26 protein-coding genes are annotated in these 20,905 nt (G+C 71.9%); 1 reads left to right on the plus strand and 25 read right to left on the minus strand.

Annotated features, from left to right (window positions below; translation table 11 throughout):
- Positions 1-232: 232 nt before the first annotated feature.
- The 22 genes from ACGF12_RS30265 to ACGF12_RS30370 form a co-directional block, all read right to left on the minus strand.
- Positions 233-688, minus strand: a complete 456-nt coding sequence (locus ACGF12_RS30265) for a hypothetical protein (protein ID WP_393036905.1) — start codon at positions 686-688, stop codon at positions 233-235.
- Between the two features lie 148 nt (positions 689-836).
- On the minus strand, positions 837-1,364 hold the full coding sequence (locus tag ACGF12_RS30270; RefSeq protein WP_393036908.1) for a hypothetical protein: 528 nt from the start codon (positions 1,362-1,364) through the stop codon (positions 837-839).
- Between the two features lie 104 nt (positions 1,365-1,468).
- The gene (locus ACGF12_RS30275; protein ID WP_393036910.1) at positions 1,469-2,164 is read right to left on the minus strand and encodes a DUF6197 family protein; all 696 of its coding nucleotides are present in this window, start codon (positions 2,162-2,164) and stop codon (positions 1,469-1,471) included.
- A gap of 293 nt (positions 2,165-2,457) precedes the next feature.
- A complete protein-coding gene (locus tag ACGF12_RS30280; protein ID WP_393036913.1) occupies positions 2,458-2,778 on the minus strand; it encodes a hypothetical protein in 321 nt (106 codons plus the stop codon).
- A gap of 156 nt (positions 2,779-2,934) precedes the next feature.
- Positions 2,935-3,351, minus strand: a complete 417-nt coding sequence (locus ACGF12_RS30285; RefSeq protein ID WP_393036916.1) for a hypothetical protein — start codon at positions 3,349-3,351, stop codon at positions 2,935-2,937.
- A gap of 74 nt (positions 3,352-3,425) precedes the next feature.
- The gene (locus ACGF12_RS30290) at positions 3,426-4,244 is read right to left on the minus strand and encodes a hypothetical protein (protein ID WP_393036919.1); all 819 of its coding nucleotides are present in this window, start codon (positions 4,242-4,244) and stop codon (positions 3,426-3,428) included.
- A gap of 104 nt (positions 4,245-4,348) precedes the next feature.
- On the minus strand, positions 4,349-5,044 hold the full coding sequence (locus tag ACGF12_RS30295) for a hypothetical protein (protein ID WP_393036922.1): 696 nt from the start codon (positions 5,042-5,044) through the stop codon (positions 4,349-4,351).
- Positions 5,045-5,063: 19 nt separating this feature from the next.
- On the minus strand, positions 5,064-5,525 hold the full coding sequence (locus ACGF12_RS30300) for a DUF6197 family protein (protein ID WP_393036925.1): 462 nt from the start codon (positions 5,523-5,525) through the stop codon (positions 5,064-5,066).
- 75 nt (positions 5,526-5,600) lie between these two features.
- Entirely contained in the window at positions 5,601-6,356 is a 756-nt protein-coding gene (locus ACGF12_RS30305; RefSeq protein ID WP_393036927.1) for a hypothetical protein, read from the minus strand.
- Complete coding sequence (locus tag ACGF12_RS30310) at positions 6,353-6,598, minus strand: hypothetical protein (protein ID WP_393036930.1); 246 nt, start codon at positions 6,596-6,598, stop codon at positions 6,353-6,355. The genes ACGF12_RS30305 and ACGF12_RS30310 overlap by 4 nt, the downstream gene beginning before the upstream one ends.
- The gene (locus ACGF12_RS30315; RefSeq protein WP_393036933.1) at positions 6,592-7,446 is read right to left on the minus strand and encodes a hypothetical protein; all 855 of its coding nucleotides are present in this window, start codon (positions 7,444-7,446) and stop codon (positions 6,592-6,594) included. Before ACGF12_RS30315 ends, ACGF12_RS30310 begins: the two co-directional genes overlap by 7 nt.
- Before the next feature lie 133 nt (positions 7,447-7,579).
- Positions 7,580-7,939, minus strand: a complete 360-nt coding sequence (locus ACGF12_RS30320; RefSeq protein ID WP_393036936.1) for a GNAT family N-acetyltransferase — start codon at positions 7,937-7,939, stop codon at positions 7,580-7,582.
- A gap of 115 nt (positions 7,940-8,054) precedes the next feature.
- On the minus strand, positions 8,055-8,801 hold the full coding sequence (locus tag ACGF12_RS30325; RefSeq protein WP_393036939.1) for a hypothetical protein: 747 nt from the start codon (positions 8,799-8,801) through the stop codon (positions 8,055-8,057).
- 87 nt (positions 8,802-8,888) lie between these two features.
- Positions 8,889-9,209: a hypothetical protein gene (locus ACGF12_RS30330; RefSeq protein WP_393036942.1), complete on the minus strand. Its 321-nt coding sequence runs from the start codon at positions 9,207-9,209 to the stop codon at positions 8,889-8,891.
- A 61-nt stretch (positions 9,210-9,270) separates the two neighbouring features.
- On the minus strand, positions 9,271-11,016 hold the full coding sequence (locus ACGF12_RS30335) for a DNA cytosine methyltransferase (RefSeq protein WP_393036945.1): 1,746 nt from the start codon (positions 11,014-11,016) through the stop codon (positions 9,271-9,273).
- Between the two features lie 90 nt (positions 11,017-11,106).
- Positions 11,107-11,697: a hypothetical protein gene (locus ACGF12_RS30340; RefSeq protein WP_393036948.1), complete on the minus strand. Its 591-nt coding sequence runs from the start codon at positions 11,695-11,697 to the stop codon at positions 11,107-11,109.
- Between the two features lie 123 nt (positions 11,698-11,820).
- A complete protein-coding gene (locus ACGF12_RS30345) occupies positions 11,821-12,675 on the minus strand; it encodes a methyltransferase domain-containing protein (protein WP_393036951.1) in 855 nt (284 codons plus the stop codon).
- Between the two features lie 160 nt (positions 12,676-12,835).
- On the minus strand, positions 12,836-13,270 hold the full coding sequence (locus ACGF12_RS30350) for a hypothetical protein (RefSeq protein ID WP_393036954.1): 435 nt from the start codon (positions 13,268-13,270) through the stop codon (positions 12,836-12,838).
- Positions 13,271-13,376: 106 nt separating this feature from the next.
- Entirely contained in the window at positions 13,377-14,024 is a 648-nt protein-coding gene (locus ACGF12_RS30355) for a hypothetical protein (protein WP_393036956.1), read from the minus strand.
- A 188-nt stretch (positions 14,025-14,212) separates the two neighbouring features.
- Complete coding sequence (locus ACGF12_RS30360) at positions 14,213-14,770, minus strand: hypothetical protein (RefSeq protein ID WP_393036959.1); 558 nt, start codon at positions 14,768-14,770, stop codon at positions 14,213-14,215.
- Positions 14,771-14,903: 133 nt separating this feature from the next.
- A complete protein-coding gene (locus tag ACGF12_RS30365) occupies positions 14,904-15,416 on the minus strand; it encodes a hypothetical protein (protein WP_393036962.1) in 513 nt (170 codons plus the stop codon).
- Between the two features lie 101 nt (positions 15,417-15,517).
- Positions 15,518-15,922, minus strand: coding sequence for a hypothetical protein (locus ACGF12_RS30370; RefSeq protein ID WP_393036965.1), 405 nt, complete (start codon positions 15,920-15,922; stop codon positions 15,518-15,520).
- A 184-nt stretch (positions 15,923-16,106) separates the two neighbouring features.
- Between ACGF12_RS30370 and ACGF12_RS30375 the strand changes: the two genes are divergently transcribed.
- Complete coding sequence (locus ACGF12_RS30375; RefSeq protein ID WP_393036968.1) at positions 16,107-16,493, plus strand: hypothetical protein; 387 nt, start codon at positions 16,107-16,109, stop codon at positions 16,491-16,493.
- Positions 16,494-16,508: 15 nt separating this feature from the next.
- On the opposite strand, the gene ACGF12_RS30380 is transcribed toward ACGF12_RS30375, so the two are convergent.
- The 3 genes from ACGF12_RS30380 to ACGF12_RS30390 are packed head-to-tail and all read right to left on the minus strand — an operon-like array spanning position 16,509 to position 20,820.
- The gene (locus tag ACGF12_RS30380) at positions 16,509-17,072 is read right to left on the minus strand and encodes a DUF6262 family protein (protein ID WP_393036971.1); all 564 of its coding nucleotides are present in this window, start codon (positions 17,070-17,072) and stop codon (positions 16,509-16,511) included.
- On the minus strand, positions 17,069-19,672 hold the full coding sequence (locus ACGF12_RS30385) for a tyrosine-type recombinase/integrase (RefSeq protein WP_393036974.1): 2,604 nt from the start codon (positions 19,670-19,672) through the stop codon (positions 17,069-17,071). The genes ACGF12_RS30380 and ACGF12_RS30385 overlap by 4 nt, the downstream gene beginning before the upstream one ends.
- A complete protein-coding gene (locus tag ACGF12_RS30390; RefSeq protein ID WP_393036977.1) occupies positions 19,669-20,820 on the minus strand; it encodes a tyrosine-type recombinase/integrase in 1,152 nt (383 codons plus the stop codon). Before ACGF12_RS30390 ends, ACGF12_RS30385 begins: the two co-directional genes overlap by 4 nt.
- Positions 20,821-20,905 lie beyond the last annotated feature (85 nt).

Raw genomic sequence — 20,905 nt, forward strand, 5'->3', positions numbered from 1 at the left:
CGCCAGCAGCTGGCGCGACCACCCGCTCGTGACCAGCACAAACTGCCATGCTGACGTCGCGAGGAGTGTTGCATCTGATGCAATTCATCCTCTTTCCGGTACAACGCCGGATCGAACCCACCCTCGCTCGTCCGCCTCCAGGTCGCCCGACGATCGCTCCAGCGCTGACACCACTCCGGCCCGGACAGGTCCAGCCGCAGCTGCTCCCCGCCCTCGCCTTGAGTCCGGGCGATCACGCCAGGTCTCCCGACTCGGACCCGGGCTCAGCGGAAAGGGGGTAGTGCACGACGCACGAGGCTTTCCGGCAGGAACCGCCGAGGGCGGCGATGAACTGTCGGTGCGCCTCGAAAGCCTCGGTCGCCCAGTCGTCGCCCACGATGAACTCGGGGCGCTTCTCGGCCCAGTACGCGCGTGCCTCGGCAAGGTTGGGCAGGCTGTAGAACTCGTCGGCGCCGTGCTGGCGGATCAGGTCGATCCACGAGGCGCGGGCGCGACGGTACGCGCGGTGGGAGAGGTCGTAGCCGGAGGCTGGGTCGATGTCATCGATCGCAACCCCGGCAGCAAGGCAGATCGCGGTTCGTGCGTCGGCCATGGAGGTGTGGCGGTCGGCCTCGCAGACCGGGCAGTGGGAGTCCGGCCGGGCGATGGACATGAGCAAGAGGGTTGGGTTGAACCGGAAGCCGGTCACGTTCTCTCCTTGGCGCACCGGCCAGCATGCGCTGGCCGGTGCGTGGTTGTAGATCTCGGCGAGATGGGCGCGGGGCGAGGAACCCGTTCGTGGGAAGGGTGGTGAAGGTCGGTGGTGGAGGGGCGCCGACCGCCGGGCTGGTGCGCCGTTACCGGAGCTTCGTCCAGCCCATGCTGTAGGTGATGTGTCGCTCGACGGGCTGGGTGGTGCTCATCAGATGGAGCGGGTAGGTGGTGCCGCCGGTGAAGGGCTCGCCGTCCCACTGCACGGCCGCGTCGAAACGGTTGCGGATGACGATGGAGCCCTTGCGGCCGGAGGCGGGTCCGCCGGTGGCCCAGAACTCGACGCCGGTGTCAAAGGTCTCGTGCGGGGCCCGGCCCGTGTCGCGGACCTCCGCCCACAGGTCGCGGAAGGCGCGTCGCTTGTCGGGGCTGGCGAGGATGCGGTCCCGGATCTGCTCGGCGATCGAGCGCTCGGCGATGTTGTCGACACCCAGCTGCATGCTGCGGAACGTGCTCACGCCGCCGTACGCGACCCAGTACCTCGGGAACTTCACCTCCCAGGCGTCGGCGGTTGGGGCGGAGCAGGTGAGCCGGACGTACCCCAGTTCGGCGTCCGGCTCGTAGGTGTCGTCCCACCAGAACTCGGTGGCGGTCATGCGGTGGACGCGGGTCACAGCGGGTCCTCTCGGCGTCGTCGGCTTCCCAGCCGATCGGGGAGCTGGAACAGGGGGGGTGGGCGCGCCCGGGGCCGCCGGCCCGGGCGCTGTCGGACGGGCGGTCAGGCGGCGGCCAGGGCGGCGGCGCCGCGCAGGAACGCGGCGGCTCCGGCGGCGGTCCGGCGCGGGGCGATGCCCCAGTTCCAGACCGTGGCGCGGTAGTAGTCCCCGGTGGTGGCGTTCCACCACGTGGGGACCACGACCGGGCGGCCGTTGACGAAGTCGGCCAGACGCCCCAGGGCGGCGGTGCCGACCGCGTCCCGGTGGCCGTAGTCGAGTTGCCGGACGGCCAGGGTCAGGGCGTGGGGGATCGTGGCCGGCCCCCGCTGGGCGTCGCGCGCCCACTCCCAGGGGCCCGGGTGCAGCCCGACGTGCTCCAGGTGGCGGGCCGCGAACTCCAGCACCGACGAAGCGGTCGGGCGGACCTTCCGACGGGGGCGCGGGCCGGGCCCGGAAGCCTCCTCGGGTGTCGCCTGGATGCCGGCCGCCGCCACCAGCCGCCACATCGACCGCAGGTCCGCGTCCAGGTGCTCTGCCGTGGTGGTCATCTCGACGCTCTGGCCCTGGTGGTCGTTGACCCGCACGGTGAGGGCGCCGCTGGACTCATCGGCGTCGACGGCGACGCTGTGTCGGCCGGTGGTGACCCCGTAGACGATGCCGTTCGGCAGGGCCTCGGTGACGAAGCGCCGGGCGTTGTCGGCGAAGGCGTCTGCGGCAGTGAGCGGGCTGCCGGGGTCGGGCAGGGAGGACGTGGTCAAGGGGGTGCTCTCCGTGGGGGATGAGGTGTTCGGGCAACGGCGGGCCGTTCTGGCCCGGCCCCTGCTCTCACGTGCGGGTGAGGAACTGCGGGGGGCGTGAGGGCAGAAGGGCCCGGCCCCGGATCGGCGCCGGGAGCAGGGGTGGACGATGGCGGGGCGGGGGGGGGCGGCCCCGCCCGCGGAGGCGCAGGGCTCACTGCCGGGGTCGGCGGAGGCCGGGGGGGGGGGCGGGGGGGGGGGGGGGGCGCCCCCCCCCCCCCCCCCCCCCCCCCCCCCCCCCCGCTGTCCGGCGGTCAGTCGCGCGGGGGGCCGAAGACCTGGCCGGGCAGGACGTCGAGGTAGGGCGTGACGTCCCAGGTGAGGGTGGTTCCGTTCCAGAGGTCCGCGATCACCTGCACCGACACCAGGTGCTGACTGTCGGGGTGAGGGTCGTAGAGCTCCCACCGCGCCGAGACCCGGAACGGGACGGAGGTGTGGTCGCGCAGCTCGCCCCTCAGCATCTGGGCGATCTGGTCCTCGGACGCCTCCCGCAAGGGCACGTACTCGCCGACGATGCACTCCGTGCAGCCGCAGTCCGGCGGGTCGATCGCGATGGGGCGCTTCTTCTCGTCCATGGTGGGTCCTCCCGTGTTCAGTGCGGTTCGATTGCCTTCCGGGAGCCACCCGGCCTGACAAGAGAAAGACTACCATGAAAACAGCACTGATGCGAGGAGTTGTCGTCCCCGTTCGCGCCGGGACCTGGGCCCGACCGGATCGGGCGGCTGCCCGTCTCAGCGCGGCGGGACGACCAGGGTGTACACGTCCCCGGGCCCGTACGGCGGAGTGTTGCCCGCCAGGTCGCACAGGTGATCGTGGATCAGCGGCTCCAGGTCCTCAGTCAGCCGTGAGCCGTCACTGAAGACGATCACCGCCTCCACGGCGCCCCAGTGCCACCCGGCGTCCCACAGTACGGACGGCACCTCGATCGAGGTGATCCGCACCCCGGAGGCGTCCGCCTCCCCGTACAGCCAGCCGAACTCCTCACGGAGGGCTTCGTGCATGTACCGGACGGAGCGCCGGTCCTCCTCGGCAAGCAGCAGGGTCCGCAGCTGCCACAGGGTGCCGGCGCCGACTCCCTGGAGCGAGGTGGCGAACTCCTGCGAGGTCAGGAAGGCGTCGAAGTCGGAGCGGTCGGGGTCGATGGTCACGGAGCCTCCAGTGAGCGGCGTCTGAGGAAGGGGCGGGCCCGGTCCGGCAAGGCCTGCCGGACCGGGCCGTGCTGCTACAGCAGTCCGAGGACAAGGAGGACCAGGTCGAGATCCGCCTCGATGTCGAGCCCGGCCCGCGTGCCGTCGTCGTCCGGGGCTCCGTCGGCGAGATGGACGTTCACGACGGTGCGCCCCGTGCCGAGCCCGGCCAGCGTGTCGGTGCCCGGCACGTTCGGGTACGGGGTGAGTACGGGGAACGCGGCCGCCAGCCGCCTGTAAGCGCCTGGGCGGGAGTACGGCAGCTCTGCGTCGTGCGGAGGCAGGGCGCTGCGCAGCGCGCGCTCGACCGAGCCCAGCGGTGCCTGGGCCTCCAGCAGGATCCGGCCGGGCGCGTTGGAGCAGGCCGTGGCGGTGACGTCCGGCCCCTGCCGCCATTCCACGACGTCGACGCCGGCGAGCATGGTGCCCGTCGCCTGTGCCTCGCCGGGGAGACGGGCGATCAGCTCGGTCATCGTCAGCAGCCGGAGCAGCCTGCGTCGCTCGGGCGCGGCATCGGGTTCCTGGGGCGAGGCGAGGTGGCTGCGGGCGATGTCGGCCGCCAGGGTGGCCGGGGTGATGTGCCGCAGGGCGATCCGGGTCGTGGACACGGGAATCCGGTCGCCTCCCGGCTCGCCGGTGTAGGGCCGGGTGCGGACCGTGATGCCCTCGCCGACGCGGGTGATCAGGACGCGGCGCCTGCCGTCCTTGAGGACCGCCTGCGGGTTTCCGTCGCTGTCGTGGCTGGCCGGGTCGGCTCCCCAGCAGTCCCGGCGAACGGGGAGCAGATCGCCTGCGTCGGCGGCGAGCCAGGCCAGGTCCCAGGGGCGGTCAAAGGTCTTGGTGGTGGCGGTCATGGCGATCCCTTCGCAAGGGGTGCGGGGCGGTGGGCCCCGGTGGGCAAGGGGCGGGCCGATGGACCGGCCGACGGCCGCCGGAGCGGTCGTCGGCCGGGCGCGGGCTACCAGAACGAGGGCGTCAGCATCGTGGTCACGGCGGCGTCGCGGGCCTGGCGTCGGCGAAGGCGCGGCGACACGGCCAGCCCGAGCGCCTGGTACTCCTCGATCAGGAGCGCGTTGAACTGCGCGCCGTAGGCCTGGACCAGGCGCCGGACGGCGTCCAGCTCGGCCCGCTGGCGCAGTTCCGCCAGGCTCTGGCCCGCCTTCGCGTGCGCTGCGGCCTCGGCGGCCTCGGACATCCGGAGTTCGGCGGCGGCAGCGGTGCTCTCCTCCAGGCGCTGGAGCAGCGCGCTCCGGAAAGAGGCCGCCCCCCTTCGCCAGGCCTCGGCCTCGGGCGAGCGATCCTCCGCCTGCTCCTCGAACTGGGCCTCCACCAGGCTCTGGAGATGGGTCAGCACCCTGATCCAGCGCTCCACGTTGGCCGCGTCGCGCAGGGCACCCGCCTGCACCGGCGTCACCGTGGCCCGGACGTCCTGGACCACCAGGACGGCGAACTCCACGTCGCCGAGCGCCGCGACCTGCTCGGTCACCGGCAGCGACGTCGCGGGCACGATGGCCTTGCTGGTCAGGTGGTACCAGCCGCATTCGCACAGGTAGGGCGTCAGGCTGTGGACGTAGGTGGCGGCGGTCCGCGCGGCGGCGGTCGTTGTCGCGAACCGGGCCTTGGCGGGGGTCCTGCACTTCTTCGTGTGCGTCATCTCGTCTCCCGGACGGCGGTCATCGGCGGGCGGGCGCGGCGGCGCGGATGGTCCGGGCGGCCGCAACGGCCGTCAGGCCCTCGGACTCGCCCCACGACGACAGGACGGTGAGCCGGTAGTCGGTCTCCGTCAGGCCGAGGGGCCGGTACAGGTCCGGGGTGATCGCCACGTCCGACAGGTGGTCGGACAGGACCCGCAGCGCCTCGGAGAACTCCGCCGGGTGGAAGGCCCGGGGGCGCACGGTGACCTGCCCGTGGCGACGGGCACCGGCGCGGATGGTCCGACCGGCCGCCAGCCGCTGCGCACGCTCGAAGGCGTGGAGCACCGAGCAGGGCGCGTCCGGGGCGTAGGTGGCGGGCGGGTAGGACGCCCAGTCCTCGTCGTTGAGGGCCGCGCCCTGGTGGAGACCGGTGGTCTCGATGCGGCGGGCGGTCAGTTCCATGACCAGCTGGGTGCGGGACAGGCGGTGACGGGTGTTCACGGGTTCCTCCTGGTGTACGGGGTTCGATTGCCTTCCGGGAGCCACCCGGCCTGACAGTAAAAAGATTACCATGAATCAAGCATCAATAGGGGTTTTTGCTCGGCCCTGACCTCGGGCGCCCTCGGCAAGGGCGGCCAGCAGCCCCGCGAACCTCTCCGGGGTGCGGTCCGGCCATGGGGCGGCGCCGTCCAGGGCGGCGCGCACGCACGCCTCCCACTCGCGGTAGAACTCGATCAGCACGTCGCTGAGCGCCAGGGTGGCGGCCTCGTCGGCGAAGTCCACACCGGTGCCTTCCAGCCAGGCCGCCACCGTGCGGGCCCGCGCCTTGGTGCCGCACGCCGAGGCGAGCCTGACCCGCACCCGCCAGGGCACGCACACGCTCCACGGAGCCGGGGAGTGCCGCCCGGCTGGCCGGTGCAGCACCAGGACGGCCGGCTTCCCGGCTGCCGGGGCCGGCGCGGGGACGGGTGCCGGGTGACGCTTGAACAGCTTGTCGACGTCGCCAAGGGAGGCGAAGCGCCCGCCGACCCCGTTGGCGTGGGCGGCGGCAAGTACCGCCTGGGGGTCGTAGCGGCCCGGCGCCGCGAGCAGGGCGACGGTGGGGTGGGTGAGCTCGCCCACCGTGATGGTGCGGGCGTCGGGGAGGGTGAAGGCCGCGGGGGTGCCGTCCCTGCGGACCGCGGCCACGGTGACGGGCCGGTAGTCGACCCGGTCGCCTTGCGCGGCGCCGCCCGGCGCGGGGTACCGGGTCTCCAGGACGGCGAGTTGGCCGCGCACGGCCCGCCGTGACAGCGGGGCGTCGGCGCTGGAGCGGACGGTGGGGCTGGTCATGTCTCTCCTTGACGGTCGGGGTCGGCGGCGGGCCGGATCGGGGTCTGGGTGACCGAGGTGTGGCGGAGGTAGGCGAGAAGGGGGTCGGCCAGGTCCTCGTGCACCCCGGCGGCGTGCTGGTTGCACATCGCCCAGCGTTGGGTACGGCGTTCGGCGAACGTGATGACGAGCAGCGTGGTGGCAACCGAGCCGCAGCCCCCGGGTCGGTCGGTGTAGGCGGCGGAAGCGCAGGTGATCAGCATCGGGATCCTCGCGGGGGGCAGGTGTTCGCACCGATCCACGCCGCGACGGCGTCGGCGCAGGCCTCGGCGTCGCGGCGGGCGTCCAGCCCGTGGCCGGCGTAGACGTCGGTGCGCTCGCCCGGGTCGTGGTCGGGGTGGAAGGCGGCGAACCAGCCGTCGTGGTCGCCGACCTGATGGTCGGCCCGGGCGTCGTCGGTGATGTGGATCTCGCCGCCCGGGACGGTGAGCGCAACGGCGGTGCAACCGCCCCCGGTGGGGACGACGGCGGCGGCCAGGCCGCGCTCGGCCAGCGCCAGGACGAGAAGTTCGCCGGAGTTCACCTCGGGAGCGTCGGCCGCCGCAGCAGTGACGGGGGCCGGAGCGGTCGGCGTGCGCTGGAGCCAGAACCCCTCCCCGGCGTCGTCCAGGACGCGGCGGCCCACCTCCCAGTCCGTGAGGCGGGAGACCTGGTCCCACGTCCACGGCTCCCCCGCGTGCTGCGTGGCGTCGGGGCCGTCGGTCAGCCACAGCCGGTCCACGGGGGCGGCGGTGAACAACTCGCCGACGATGCGGCGCTCGATGCGGACGAAGACGCGGTTCCCGGACACCTCGACCGGCCGGCCCGGGTCGTTGCGCGCCGCGAAGACCGGGCACGCCGCGCAGTCCGGGTCCGGGCGGTCGGCGGCGCACGGGCCGTAGTTGCCCCAGGCGCACAAGCGGGTGTCGCGGCGGCTCTCGTGCAGCGTGGCCCATGTCCGGGCGCGGAGGGCGCACTGGGTGCCGTAGGTGCCCATGTGGGCGTTCAGGGACAGGCGGTTCCAGCCGCCCGGGTGACGCACCGGTGCGGGGGCGGGGAGGTACAGCGGCATGGCAGGGGGTATCCGATCGTGAGATGGGGCGGGGCTGGGTCCAGTCGCCGGACTGGTGCGCCGCTCGCCGGAGGCCGGGAGCGGCGGGCCGGGGGGCGGCTCGCGCAAGCACGAACCGCCCCCCGGGGGGTGCCTACAGGGAGTCGATCCAGGCACGTCCGTACGGGGTCAGGACGTCGCTGTGGACGGGGCGGGTCCACCCGAGGGTGTCGGCCTTGTCGACGGCCAGCCGCCACATGGCCGTGGCGATCCCGCTGCGGCGCCACTTCTCGCGGACGCCGACCCACCAGACCATGCCGTCCTCGCGGTCCCACAGCAGCGAACCCACCCTCACGCCGTCGGTGGTCACGGCACTGACGCCGTGGCAGCCCTCCGCCGCGAAGCCGTGGGTGAGCCGGTGGGGCGCGTACTCGAAGCTCTCGTAGACGATCTCCGCTGCCACGGACTCGGGCGCCTGGGCTTCGGGGTGACGTGCGGTCATGACGGTGCTCATGTGCTCTCTCCTGAGGTTCGATTGCCTTCCGGGAGCCACCCGGCCTGACAAGAGAAAGACTACCATGAATACTGCATCGATAGGGAGGTTTTCGCTCCTCACCGGCTGTGTCCGGCTACCCGGCCCGGTGGCCCCAGCGCTCGGCTGCGCTGTACAGCTTGTGCTGGATGCTGTTGGCCTTGTGGAGGTGCCGGGAAGCGGTGGCAGCGCTTTGCGCCACCTGTGCGGCCAGGCTGAGGGTGCGTTCGGTGGCCCAGCCCTCTCTGATCACGTCGAGACGGTTCGCCTCCCGGTATGCCTCGTCGGTTGCGTCGCAGGCCGCGATGAACTGGGCCTCTGTCGCCTCGGCCGCCTCCTTGGCCTGCTGGGCGTGCTTCTGGAGGGTCGCCAGCAGTTCGGCCGCCGTCTCCTCGCCCAGCGCCTTGCCCGCCCGCTCCAAGGGCCATCCGCCGCCGCGGCGGACGGCCAGATCGGCCGCCTCGCTGACCGGCCGGGTCGCTTCGTAGTCCTTCTTCGCCAGGATGAGCGCGTCGTAGGCCCGGGCGGCCGGCCGCTTGACCTTGGGCGCCGGCGCCTCGGTTGCGGTGACGGTGACCGCACAACGGACGGCATCCTCTCTCCCTCGGGCGAAGTTGTTGATGCCCCGGACGATCAACCAGGTGAGCCTGTCGAACGGCGCCAGGCCGGTCTCCTCGCCGAACTTCTCCAGCTCGTACGCGGTGAAGTTGCTGTCGCGGCCGAACTTCTCCACGCAGTAGCCCACGTTCATCGCCCGCTTGGCGTTGGCCATGGTGATGGGGTAGTTCCTGTCGTTGACGCGGTAGCCGACGATCCGGCCGTCCGCCAGGTGCAGCACGCCCATGTCTTCTTCCTCTTCGAAACGGTGTCTGGAACGGCGTGGGCCGGGTCCGGGCCGATGCTGATCGGCGCGGACCCGGCGCAGGGGTGGTCAGTCCTCGGCGGGGAGGCTGAACGGGTTGGGGCCGAAGGCGGGGTCCCTCGGGTACAGGGCGACCACCTTGACCGCGTGCTGCGGCGGGACGTGGCCGAACTCCCGCTCCTCCTGGCTCTCCTGGGTGCCCGGCAGGCTGTAGACCGTGTCGTCGGCGTACAGCACGTCGCTGAAGCCGTCCAGGGCGCCGTAGTGGTTGCCCTCCGGGTCGGAGGACAGGACCACCGGTGTGTCCGGGCTGAACCCCTCCCTGATCATCAGGTTGGCCAGGGTGACCCGCAGGTCATTGATGGTGAGGGTCTGCCTGGTCTTGCTCATGTGCGCCTCCGTGGCGGGTTCGATTGCCTCCCGGGAGCCACCCGGTCTGACATAGAAAAGACTACCATGAAAAGAGCATCTGTTGGGTGTGTGCCTGCTCCTTCACTGCCGCCACCACGGCGCCCGCCGCCCTCGGCCCGGCGAACTCCAGCTGCTCCAGCGGCCGGGCTCCGGTGTGCGGGGGCTGGATGGCGGCCCGGTGGGGGCCCGGCTCCAGGTTCGGCGTGCCCAGTCCGTAGAGCGCCCGCTGATAGTCGGAGGTCGGCTGGTACCAGTCCTCGCCCTGGACGGCGGCGGAGATGGCTGCGCCCATGAACGGGCTCACCGCGTCGGCTTCCATCTGGGCGATGTTCCGGATGCCCGCGGCGCCCTTGCGGGTGGGGATGTAGGTCCACGGGTAGTCGCGGCGGAAGCCGACCAGCATGCCGAGTTCGGGCAGGCTGATCTTGACGGTGCCCTCGCCCTGGGGGACGTCGGCCGGGCGGAACCTGATGCCGTACCAGGGGGCGGTGACGCACTGCCCGACGGTGTTGAGCGGGAACGAGCCGCCGCCCATCGGCTTGCCCGTCCTGGGGTTCACCCCGCGCTTGCCCCGGGTGTCGGCCCACCAGTCGGACGGGAGGTTCAGCGCGGCCGCGACGGTCACCGTCGGCAGGGCCGGACGCCCCTGGTAGGGCTCGATCCGCCGGCTGAGTTCCGGTGCCCACTCCGGCAGGCAGCCGGTCTGCTTGAGGATGTGCGCCCACATCTCGCGGGCCGCGGCCTCGCCGTCAACGTGGTCCGCGTAGCGGGGGTGCTCGTAGCGGGTGGCGACCATCCACGCGCGCTCGCGGTGGGTGGCGGCGTCGTAGTCGGCGGCGTCCTCGATCTGCCACGAGCACCAGGTCCAGCCGAGCCCCTCGGCGCTGGTGAGCTCGGCCTGGATGGCCTCGGCCAAGGCCGGGGTCTGCCGCAGCAGGTTCGCGCTCTGCTCCATGGTGATGGACCGCAGCGGGGCGCCGATCCGCACGAGACACATCGGCCAGATCAGCATCTCGGCCATGAGCGCGGTGCGCTCGTCGGAAACCGAGCTCGCCGCCCACTCCCGGAACTCGGCAGGGGTCATGCACGGGGGCAGGTGCCCGCCGCCGCAGAACTCTCCCCAGCCGTCGGCGTCAGGGTGGTCCTCCATGCCGTCCAGGACGTCGCCGAAATAGCTGTGCGGTCCGCCGTAGAGGCTGCACAGGTCGTCAACCTCAAGGAACCCGAAGGCTTCCGAGGCCTGCCACAGGATCGACTGGAGCTCGCCGATCTCCTCGGCGTCCCACCCGGCGCGCTTGCCCGCGCTGGAGAGCGTCTGGCACGGCGGCGAGCCGTGGAAGCGGTGCACGCTGCGCAGGACGGGATGCCGCGGGTCGAGTGTGCGGATGTCCGCCTCGACCACCCAGTGACCGGCGGCCCGGGCGGTCGCCGCAGCGTCGCGGTTGGACTCGATCAGCACCCAGTCGCCGGCGCCGTCCACCAGCCCTCGCCCGGCTGACATGCCGCCCGGCCCGCCGAACGCCTCGACGCCGCGCTCCGGCTCGCCCTCGACCCACGGCCGGGCCCAGTGTGGAGGGTAGGGGGCCGCGAAGTCGGTGCAGGCCTGGCAGTCCGCGCACGCACTGCCGGAGTTGCACGCGTTGCAGTCGAGACAGGTCCAGCCGTCCCACTCCAGCACCGCCGGGCGGAACCCGGCCGCGTAGGGGCGGCCGTACTCGTCCGTCGCCGTGTCGCGCGCGGGGATGCCCGCCGACAAGTCGGCACGGCCGTGGGGGATCTTCGACATGGTGACGTCTTTCCGTGCAGGAACGAGAGGTTCGATTGCCGCCCGGGAGCCACCCGGCCTGACATGTAAAAGACTACCATGAATAGTGCATTATTTGGGTTGGTGGCCGCCCTCCTCCACCGGCCCGCGCGCAGCGCCACCGACGGTCCCCGCAGGAAGGACCGCGCCACCGGCCGACCGCACCCACCCCACCTTCCGCAGATCGCCCGAGGCCTCGAACTCCCGGAACATCCGCGCGCACTCGCTCTCCGGCATCCCGAACACCTCGAACTCTGCCGCGGCCTCGCGCGTCTTCGCAGCCGCTCGCGCGACCTCCTCCCGGGCCCGGCGAAGGCGCTCCCAGGCCCACATCGCGTCCAGGCGCAGCGCCCGAGCATGGAGCTCGGCCAGCGGGCCCGCCAGGTCGCCGCCGGCCAGGAGCTCGGCCACCTGCGATCCCAGAACCTCCCGCGCGCGCCGCCCCGATGCGGATCCGGCCGGCGCCAGGGTTCCATCCCACTCCAGCGCCCACACTCCCGCTCGCGACCGGGTGAACAGGAACTTCAACCGCAGCGGCACCCGGTACACCACGTGCACCTCCACGCTGACGGTCATCCGCTCCCACTGCTCCAGGCTGGGCGGGACATGGATCACCGCCGTGGCGCCGCGCCATGGAAGGGGCCTGGTGATCTGGTCGTTCATGGACTTCTCGCTCTCGTTCCGGTTCCTGCTCGGGATGCTGCCGGCGCCCCGTGGGGCCGTGCGGTGAGTGCTCCAGCCGGGCGGCCGGGGGCCCGCGCTCGTGACGGGCCCCCGGAACGGCGGTCAGAACAGGGTCGGTTCGGCCTCGGCGACGACCGGCAGGGGGCGGCCCGCCGGAGTCACGCTCCCCGCCTCCCCCGCCTTCGGCGGGACGGGCAGGGCGGCGGCTCGCGGCACTCGCGCGGTGAAGTCGCAGAACACCATCTCCGTCGCGGGGGAAACGCCACGCCACTGGTCCCGCACCCCGGAGGTGTCCACGGAGATGCTCATCTCCAGCCGCAGCCCCGTGTCCCGCTCGAACCGCGCGTACTCCGCGCTGCGCGCCTCCCGGTAGCCGCCACGCTGCCCGCTGAACCGGAACGGGGCCGACTCCTGCGGGATGAGGAACACCCCCCACCGCGCCAACTCGGCGGCGATGGCAACGGCGTGGTACTCGAATCGGCGGCTGCGCACCCCCGGACCGTCCCCGGAGCGCTCGACGAACCCGTACGGCGGGTTGCTGATCACCATGTCGAACCGGCCCAGGTCCTCGGGCAGGTCGAAGATGTCGGCGCAGACCCACCGGGCCTCGGGGAGCACCCTGCGGCCGACCTTGACGTAGGCCGGGTTGCGCTCCACGCAGACCATCTCGCGCTCCGGTGCGCCCAGGTCGTTGATGCAGTGCCAGGCCAGGCGGCCGATGCCCGCGCACAAGTCCAACACCCGCTGGACCTCCGGTCCGGCCGCCTCCAGGGCGAAGGCGTCTGCCAGGTCCGGCGGGGTGAAGAACGCACCCTCCAGGCCGTTGGCCGAAGTGGACGACTCCTGCCAGTTGTCCAGTACGAACTCCCGCTCCGAGTGCGTGAGCGGCCGGTCGAGGTCGACCAGGGCCTGCGCCTTCCGGTGCAGCTTTGCCAGGTCCTTGGACAGGTGCGGCATGGTGAGGTCCTTCCGTGCGGGGGGTGAGAGGTTCGATTGCCTTCCGGGAGCCACCCGGTCTGACAAGGGAAAGACTACCACGAATAGTGCATTCATGGGGTGTGGTTGGTCGCCTTGCCTGGACTCTGGCCCACGTCGCCACCCGGGGAAGCCGTGCAGGTCAGGCCCGATCGGACATCGCCGGGACCTGTCCCCGGGCTCCCCGGGGGATCACCTGCACGGGCAGGGGCAGCCCGTAGTGCTCTGCCAGCGCCGTGACCGCTTCCAGTCCGCCGACCACGGGTTTGGGGGCCGCGCGGCGCAGGTGGTCGGTCACTTCGTAGAGCCCTTCGGGGAAGTTCCCCAGGTAGCGCAGCGTGCCCCCCAGGCCGGGGTGCTCGGGGAACTCGACCGAACTCGTGTAGGCGGCCGGCGGGCCGACCCGACGCACGACGGCGGTGGTACGGGGCCCGGTGGCGGGCTCGTCGGAAGGGTCCTGCTCCTCCGTCTCCTCGTGGCTGTCGCCGCCGGCCCGCTCTGCTGACGTCCGCGCCGTGGTGGGGAAAGGCAGCGCTTCGGCGACGTGGCTCTGAGCGGTGCGGTGGAGGGTCTGCATCGGTTGATCCTTTGTGATCGGGCGGGTTGACGATCTGTGGGCTGATGGGCCGGGCCGCGGGTGGCGGCGCGGCGCGGGCACGCGGTTGTCGTCGTGCTCGGCGGGCTCAGTCGGGGGCTTTGGCCGGGGGGAGGCGCAGCAAGGCGAGGATGGCGCGGGCCAGGGGTACGGGCACTGAGTTGATCTTGAGGTTGGCCGACTCTCCTCCGGCGTTGACGTGCACGGTCCCGGAGGCGTGGGCGCGCTCGGGGCAGTGGTAGGTCTCGGAGTGGAACGAGCCGGCGCTCTGCTCCTGGTCCCACTGGTAGGGGTGCAGGGCGGGCAGGGCGGCCACCAGCGAGCGCATCGCCTCCCTCCGCGCCACCCGCCGTCGCTGATCCGAGGCGACGTCGGCCTGCATCGCCGGCAGCGCTGCGGCGTAGTCCGGCAGCAGTCGCCGGCGGATGTCCCGGGCAAGGTCGTCCGGGGCCCGGCCGGCGGAGACGCCGATCGAGTAGACCGCGTCTCCGGTCCAGCCCTGCGGGTTGATGCCGCGGACCGTCAGCCGGCCGCGGTTCGCGTCGGTCGAGCTGCTGTGCTCCAGGCGCAGCGCCAGGCCGGTCGGGTGGTGCAGCGTGACGGCGCCGTAGACCCAGCGGTCCACCTGATGCCACCAGCCGGGCTCCATCGTCTCGGCGGTGTCGAGCGCCGCGGCGACGTCGCGGCCCAGTTCCTCGAACCGGCGGTCGAGTTCCGCCTGCTCGGCGTCGGTCATCTGGTTCTTTCTCTCTGCGCGAAGTCGGGGCGGCGGCCGGGCGGCCGGCCGCCGGCGGCGGCGGGGATTCCGGGGGTTGCCGGGCGGGGGATCCTCGAAGCTGCGGTTGAGTTCCCTGCTTCGCGGCGGTTGTCGGTGCCCGCCCTGTGTGGAGCGGTGGCCGGGCCGGGTGGGCCCGGCCACCGGGGTCAGGCGCCGGGCCTTGCCGTGGGCGGGACGGCCACGGCCTCGCCCACCGGCCGGGTGGTGCCGGCGGCCTCCAGGGCGCTCCCGTAGGCCTCCAGCCGGGCCCGGTCGCCGGCGGTCAGCCGGTTGGCGCCCAGGCGGCGCAGCGCGAACCCGCCGTCCCGGTCGGCCGCTTGGCGGACGTTGGGCAGGCGCTCGGCGGCCCGCCGGGCGTCCTCAATCCGCTCACCGACGGTGCGGCCGAGCACCTGGTCGTGCTTGTCGAGGATCAGCCAGGCGTCGGTCGGTGCGCCGTTCTCGGCGGCCTCGGCGATCCGGGGGTCCGCCTTGGTGATCTCCAGTCGCTGCGGGTCGGCGACGGTGATCTCCCAGAGCTGTCGCTCGGGGTCGACCACCAGGACGCGGGGGTGGCCGGAGGCCTCGTCCCAGCCGGTCACCAGGGCGATCGCGCGGCACTGCTCGGCGCCGTGGAGCCAGGCCAGGGCTTCGGACTCGATCGGGACGCCGTTGCGGTCCAGTACGGGCTGGTCGGGGGTGGTGCCGTTGAGGGGGGTGCTCACGGGTTCATCTCCTGTCGTGAGGTTCGATTGCCTTCCGGGTGCCACCCGACCTGACAAAGAAAAGACTACCATTAATAGTGCATCATGAGTAGTGGTGCAGCGCCTTTCGGCCCCTCTGGGGCCCGGGGCGGGATCAGTAGGCGGCGCATCCGAAGAACAGCCAACCCCGGTGCTCCGCCGGACCTCCCCGGAGGACAACGTCGAACTCACCGGATCGGACGCGACCGGTGCGCGGGCAGCGCTCGTGGACACCGCTGGTGAGGCGCGCGACCGACTCGCCCGGCAGCGGCTGGCCGTTCTCGGCGAGGACGGCGGTCACGGCCTCCAGCGACGTCGCGTAGCCCTGCGTGCTGTGCGGGATGGTGACCTTGATGCGCCGCTGGTCGGACAGCACGGGGATGGCGCCGGCGGGCCCCCATTTGTCCTGGAGCGGGTGTTCGTAGTCGCGCATGATCCGCTCGGCCAAGGCCTCGGCCTCGCCCATGGACAGAGCGGTGTCGCTGACGGCCTGGTACTCGTCCTTCTCCGCGATCGTGCCGGTGCCGCCCCGGTGCCCGTACTCGTACTGGGCGTTGTCGACGGCGTCCCGGAACGCCTGCGCGACGTCGGTTCCGTCCTGGTAGACGGTGAAGTTCTCGGCTCCCATGGGTTCTCCTTGCGGTGTGCTGCTGGTGGGTTTGGTGGGCGGAGACGCGGGGCGCCGCCGGGTGGTTTGCGAGGGGGCCGGGGCGCGGTGGCCCCGGCCCGTCAGGCGGCGGAGAGGGCAGCCCGGCGCGCGGCCCGCACGTTCTTCGCCCTCAGCTGCTCGTCGCGCTGGCGCTGGAGCTCACCGAAGGAGGCGCCGAACTTCTTGGCCGTGCCCCGGTTCGCCGGAATCCCGACCCGCTGGTCACCGAGCACCGCCAGCAGGTCGGAGGCGCTCTGGTCGCTGTACCCGGCGGACTCCAGAGCCTCGACGGTGGGAAAGACGTCGGCGTGCCGCATGCGCTCGCGGTCCACCAGGTGGTCCTCCTTGCCGCCCAGGCTCGCGCACCACAGGAAGTTCGCAGGTCGGTCCGGCTCCACCAGCCGCAGGAACCGGGAGATGGCCTTGGTGTAGCAGTAGAACCGCACGTGCGGGGCGGACCTGGCGATGCGCAGCCACGCGAGCAAGTAGCCGTCCAGTTTTCCGAGTTGAAGAGTGTCGGCGTCGTATCTGACGTGCGGAAATGTGTGGCGGTCATGTTCGCAACGTGGGTTGTGTCGGCTCCAACGCCCGCAGTTGCCAGTCAGGTCACCGAAGTTCAGCGTCGGTTCCTCTGTTCTGGGCGGCTGGGCGAGCGTAGCCTCGGCGGCGATGAAGCCCAGAGAGCATGCGGCCGCCAGGGCTGCCGTCCGACGCATTCGGGCGGCTCTGGAGGAGTACGAGGCGTTGGTGAACGGCCGTCCTCAGGGCTCGCTGTCGTTCGAGGAAGTGTGCAGGCGCGAGGATCTGGTTCGGCTGCTCTGCAAGGAGACGCGGCAACAGAACCGCAGTTCTGCGATCAAGAGGGCCCGGAAGATTGCGGCGAACCCGTCGCTGTATCGACCCAAGCGCGTCAAGCCGAAGCTCTGGGGTGCGGCGACGGTGACACGCGCCGATGTGGTGGCAGTGGCCGGGTTCAAGACCACCCCGCGCGCCTTCGATGCGGATCAGGTGCGCAAGGTCGTTCCGACTGCTGTTGAGAGCAGTCGTCGGCACTGACTGCACGATCGTCGCCTATTTCTTCTCCAGGAGTTCGGCTTCGAGGTTGGCGATGCGTTTCTCGGCGAAGCGGAGGTTGGAGCGGGCGCCCTCCAGTCGCTCCTGGAGGGTGCGGTGCTCGCGGGTGAGCTGCTGAACACGGGTCTTGAGGGTGGTGTTCTCGGTGGTCAGGGCCTGGAGGGACTCGCCCGGGACCATCTGGTCGAAGTCCCTTATCTGTCCCATGAGTTCGCCGATTCGCTGACGTTGGGCGAGGACTTCCTTCTGGGTGCGGGTGAGCTCGGCCTCGGCGTTCAGCGCGCGTTCGCGCCAGGTCGCCTCGATCTGATCGTGCTGCTGCTGGGCCTGGTGGTCGTGGCGGCTGCGGCTGTCGGTGACGGCGTTCGCGACGAGGGCGCGGGCCTCGGTGTTCTCGTAGAGGAACGTCGCGGACACGCCGGCGCGCTGGGCGACGGCCCGGACGGTGGGGCGGTGGCGTTCGCGGCGGAGCTGGCCGATCGCGGCGGCGACCTGCTCCAGCTTCTTCTTCGTCTGGTCGCGCCGGGCGGCGATGGCCGCCGTGGTGTTCTCGGGCCTCATGCGATGTCCTCCTCACTCTCGTGGCGGTGCAGGTCGCGGGCCCGGAAGGCGATGTTCCAGACCCGGCCGAAGTAGTCCTGCGGCCGGCGCAGGTCGAGCGCGAGGGCGTCGTCGAGGAGGTCGACGGCGGCCAGGGCCTTCTCCAGGCCGTCGATGGCGCGGGCGGTGGGCTCGAAGTAGTCGTGGAGGAAGTCGGCGGTGGCCGGGTCCGGGGCGCCTTCGGCGAGGGTCCGCCACTGCTCGCGCTTGCGGTGCCAGTAGACGAGGTCGGCGCCGGAGAGGACGAACTTGTCGCAGTTGTGGCAGTCCATGTTGAAGGGGCAGGCGTCGCCGTTGACGACGGGCTGGAAGGTGCAGAAGCCGCCCTCGGCGGGGGTGGAGCGGCGGGTGAGGTCGATGGCGAGGGCTTCGGCCTGCTGGCGGGTCATGGGTTCGCCGGAGGAGAGGAGGAGGCCGGGTTCGGCGGCGCCGGGTCCGGCGACCCAGACGGCGTTGAGGGCGTCGTTGAGGCGGGGGTCGGTGTTGGCGATATGGGTGTAGTGCTCGGCCATGGCGTCGGAGACGTGGCCGAGGTAGCGCTTGATGTGGGAGAGGTTGGCGCCGGCCTTGAGGAGGTTGGTGGCCAGGGTGTGGCGGGCCTGGTGGGCGACGCCGCTGAGCGCGAGGTCGGAGACCCAGGCGGAGAACAGGGTCTGGAACCAGCCGTAGCTCATGCTGCTGCGGCCGTTGCGGTTGGTGGAGCGGCGGGGGAACAGCGCGAGGGCGGCCCGCTCCTCGGGAGTGGGCGGACGTCCGTTGCGCTGGACGAAGCGGTCGATGGTCTTGGCCTGGCGGACCTCGATGCGCTGGACCAGCCGCTCGGGGATGCGGATGCCCTCGTCGAGGTTGCCGACCTTGGTCTGGTCGTGCCAGAGCAGGGGCAGGCCGTTGACGCGGCCGACGCAGTCCAGGCGCAGGCGGATCACCTCGTTGCAGCGGCGGCCAGTGAAGACCAGGGCCTCCCAGATGTCCCGAAGCCCCCGGTCCTCGGCGTCCCGCTCGGCGAGGAGTGCGAGATTGGCGTCGTCGGCCAGGGCGCGGGCGGTGTCGTCGGAGAACGGCCGGCCGCGTTTGCTGTGGCCGGCGCCGCCCGGCGGGACCGCGACGATGAACCGCTGGTCCAGCCCGATGGCGGCAGTGGTGCCCGCGTCCATCCCGGCCCGCAGGACGGTGCGGGCTCCATTGAAGATCCGCGCCACCGCTCCGGCGGTCACCCCGTTCGTCGCCGGTCGGCCTTTCCCGGTGGGGCTTTCGTGCCGGCCGAGCGGTTCCAGGCCGAACTGGGCCCGGTGGCGCTGGTCGGCGACGAAGTCGATCATGTGGGACTCGGTCAGCAGGCCGGGGTGGTGGCCGCCTTCGGGCGCCTGGATCTCCAGGTAGGCGCTGAGCTCGGCGCAGGCCCGCCGCGTGCTTTTGAACGTGTTCTGGGAGCGGGGCGGGTCGTTCCTGAGCCGGGTGGCGAAGTGGTCCCAGAGCAGGTCCCGCAGCCAGGTCTGGGAGACGGCGGTCAGGTCGATGCGGCTGCCGCAGTAGGGGAAGTGGACGCCGTAGTGGGCGGTCTCGATGAAGCCGGCCTGCTTGGTGTCCTCGCGGGTGAAGTAGACCAGCCGCAGCTCGTTGAGCATCGTCTTGGCGATCTTGCTGCTGTTGACCGGGACCTCGGCGACGTCAAGGTCGGCCAGTGAACCGGCGTCGCGGGAGCGGCAGTGCTCGGCGAGGTGCTGGACGAACCGCAGGTGCCAGCGGGCTCCCTCCATAGGCCCGTGCATGTGATTGAACAGGGTCCACTGGAGCTCCGCCTTCACCAAGGGCCGCAGGCCGAGCAGGGACAGGGTCCCGTTCATCCGGAAGACGGCCGGGGCCGTCCGGCACCAGTGCCGGAACGCGGCCTTGTCACCGTAGGTGATCTCGACCGTGCCGCTCTCGCTGACCTGAAGCCCCCATTCCCGCAGGTCGGGGACCTGGGCATCCCCGGGCCGGCCCTGGCGGTCGTAGAGGGTGCGGTGCCGTGAACACATCCGCAGCGGGGTGTAGTCGGCGAGCTCGCTGCAGGCCAGCACCTGGCACTTGCCCATGCCCGGCAGCGGGGGCTGGCCGGACATCCAGTCCTCAAGGAGGGGGGTCCGCCCGCGCTTGCGGGCCCACCGTTCCCAGTTGATCCACCGCCTGGCGTGGGCGACGCAGAGGCCCCACTGGCCGACGGCGGGCAGGTCGGGGCAGATCCGGCAGGGCCGACCGTCCGACCAGCTCCGGGCGGTGAACGGCTTCGCGGCGGCCAGGAACGAGGTGAACGTGGCGCCGCCGCCGCGGATGTCGGTCCATTCGAGCTGGTGGCGGTGGCAGAGGTCCCAGCCGCCCTCCTTGCTCCGGGCGCAGTCCTCGACCTGGCAGCGCCAGCCGTAAACGGGGTGGTCGGCGGGGATGCGGAGCACGTCGCCGCGGAAGAGCGGGTCGAAGGAAGGGGCGGCGATCAGGGCCCGGAGGATCTCCAGGCGGTCGCCGGAGGTGCGGGTGGCCGCGTGCTGGTCGGCCAGCAGCGCAAGCGGACGTGCTGTGCTCACTCGCTCTCCCCCCAGACCTCGAACAGGGCCGCGGAGAACTCCGGGGAGTGCAGGTCGGGGTGGCCGTAGACGTCCTCGACCATCGCGGCCGAGGACCAGTTGCCGGCCACCTTCGTCACCAGCGCGTCCCCGCCGGACGCCTTGAGGATGGCGGAGGTCGTCGTGTGCCGGAACTGGTGGGGCTTGATCCGACCCGGCAGCTTCGCGCGGCGCCCGGCTCGGCGGAGCATCCCGCGGACGGCGTCGGTGGTCAGCGGCTCGCCCCGGTTCGGTCCGGAGAGTTGGATCAGCAGCATGCCGTGGCCGGCGGCCAGCGGCCGGTACTCGGTGGTCATGTAGGTGAAGTAGGAGCTGACCATGGCGGGGCTGACCCGGTAGATCTCCCCGCCGCTGATCACGCCGTCGCGCAGCAGCCAGTCGGGCTTCTTCTTGGCCGCCGCCCCGTTCGGGTTGCCCCACCGGTCGCAGACGTGGACGTGCGGGCTCTGGCAGTCGCCGCAGGGCGCGTTGTCGCGCAGGTGCAGGTCCGACAGGTGCAGCCCGGCCAGGCCCCCGACCCTCAGGGTGGTGTCGGACAGCCAGTCGACGATCATCGCGTCGCGGGCGGTGTTCACCTTGTGTAGCAGTTCGGGTCGGGCGCCGTCTGGCAGCATCTTCGGGTGCCTCCGACGTGAACTCACCTTCGGGGCAAGAGGGTTGGCGGCCATCGAGGTGATGGTGTGGCCGAGCAGGGAGCGGTTGCGGTCGATCTGGGTCGGCAGCCGGCGGAGGTCCAGGTCGACCCGCAACTGATCGTTGATCCGCTGGCGGGCGCACTGGTGGATGTAGAAGCCCTTCAGCACCGCGGCGGCCGTGCCCAGGCCCGACTCGGTGTAGGGGCGCTTCGGCGGCACCCGCCATGGCTGGCCGAACGGCATCTGGACCTTCGCCCCGACGGCCCCCATGTACCGATGCAGGTCCTGCACCGTCGTCTTCGCTGTCGACAGGCCCTCGCGCACCCGCCACCGAAGGTGATCAACCAGCGTGTAGGCGTAGGTCTTCTGAGTGCCCGACCCCTCGAACGTCCTCAGGAAGCTGTCGGCCTCCTCGTCGACCGAGCCGTCCGGCCAGACGATCGTGTAGGACCGTCCGCCGTCCCCGCGCTTCATCGGCTGGACCCGAATGTCGTCCAGAACCATGCCAGTTCGCACCAACCCACCGCCTCTCACGTTACGCGACGTAGAGGCTTGCCAG

It is taken from the genome of Kitasatospora sp. NPDC048296 (assembly GCF_043201815.1).
Classification (GTDB): domain Bacteria; phylum Actinomycetota; class Actinomycetes; order Streptomycetales; family Streptomycetaceae; genus Kitasatospora.

Coding starts and splice junctions, on each gene's coding strand:
- ACGF12_RS30280 (WP_393036913.1), bottom strand. CDS start 2,778: ATGGACGAGAAGAAGCGCCCCATCGCGATCGACCCGCCGGACTGCGGC.
- ACGF12_RS30290 (WP_393036919.1), bottom strand. CDS start 4,244: ATGACCGCCACCACCAAGACCTTTGACCGCCCCTGGGACCTGGCCTGG.
- ACGF12_RS30295 (WP_393036922.1), bottom strand. CDS start 5,044: ATGACGCACACGAAGAAGTGCAGGACCCCCGCCAAGGCCCGGTTCGCG.
- ACGF12_RS30305 (WP_393036927.1), bottom strand. CDS start 6,356: ATGACCAGCCCCACCGTCCGCTCCAGCGCCGACGCCCCGCTGTCACGG.
- ACGF12_RS30310 (WP_393036930.1), bottom strand. CDS start 6,598: ATGCTGATCACCTGCGCTTCCGCCGCCTACACCGACCGACCCGGGGGC.
- ACGF12_RS30315 (WP_393036933.1), bottom strand. CDS start 7,446: ATGCCGCTGTACCTCCCCGCCCCCGCACCGGTGCGTCACCCGGGCGGC.
- ACGF12_RS30320 (WP_393036936.1), bottom strand. CDS start 7,939: ATGAGCACCGTCATGACCGCACGTCACCCCGAAGCCCAGGCGCCCGAG.
- ACGF12_RS30325 (WP_393036939.1), bottom strand. CDS start 8,801: ATGGGCGTGCTGCACCTGGCGGACGGCCGGATCGTCGGCTACCGCGTC.
- ACGF12_RS30330 (WP_393036942.1), bottom strand. CDS start 9,209: ATGAGCAAGACCAGGCAGACCCTCACCATCAATGACCTGCGGGTCACC.
- ACGF12_RS30335 (WP_393036945.1), bottom strand. CDS start 11,016: ATGTCGAAGATCCCCCACGGCCGTGCCGACTTGTCGGCGGGCATCCCC.
- ACGF12_RS30340 (WP_393036948.1), bottom strand. CDS start 11,697: ATGAACGACCAGATCACCAGGCCCCTTCCATGGCGCGGCGCCACGGCG.
- ACGF12_RS30345 (WP_393036951.1), bottom strand. CDS start 12,675: ATGCCGCACCTGTCCAAGGACCTGGCAAAGCTGCACCGGAAGGCGCAG.
- ACGF12_RS30350 (WP_393036954.1), bottom strand. CDS start 13,270: ATGCAGACCCTCCACCGCACCGCTCAGAGCCACGTCGCCGAAGCGCTG.
- ACGF12_RS30355 (WP_393036956.1), bottom strand. CDS start 14,024: ATGACCGACGCCGAGCAGGCGGAACTCGACCGCCGGTTCGAGGAACTG.
- ACGF12_RS30365 (WP_393036962.1), bottom strand. CDS start 15,416: ATGGGAGCCGAGAACTTCACCGTCTACCAGGACGGAACCGACGTCGCG.
- ACGF12_RS30375 (WP_393036968.1), top strand. CDS start 16,107: ATGAAGCCCAGAGAGCATGCGGCCGCCAGGGCTGCCGTCCGACGCATT.
- ACGF12_RS30380 (WP_393036971.1), bottom strand. CDS start 17,072: ATGAGGCCCGAGAACACCACGGCGGCCATCGCCGCCCGGCGCGACCAG.
- ACGF12_RS30390 (WP_393036977.1), bottom strand. CDS start 20,820: ATGAAGCGCGGGGACGGCGGACGGTCCTACACGATCGTCTGGCCGGAC.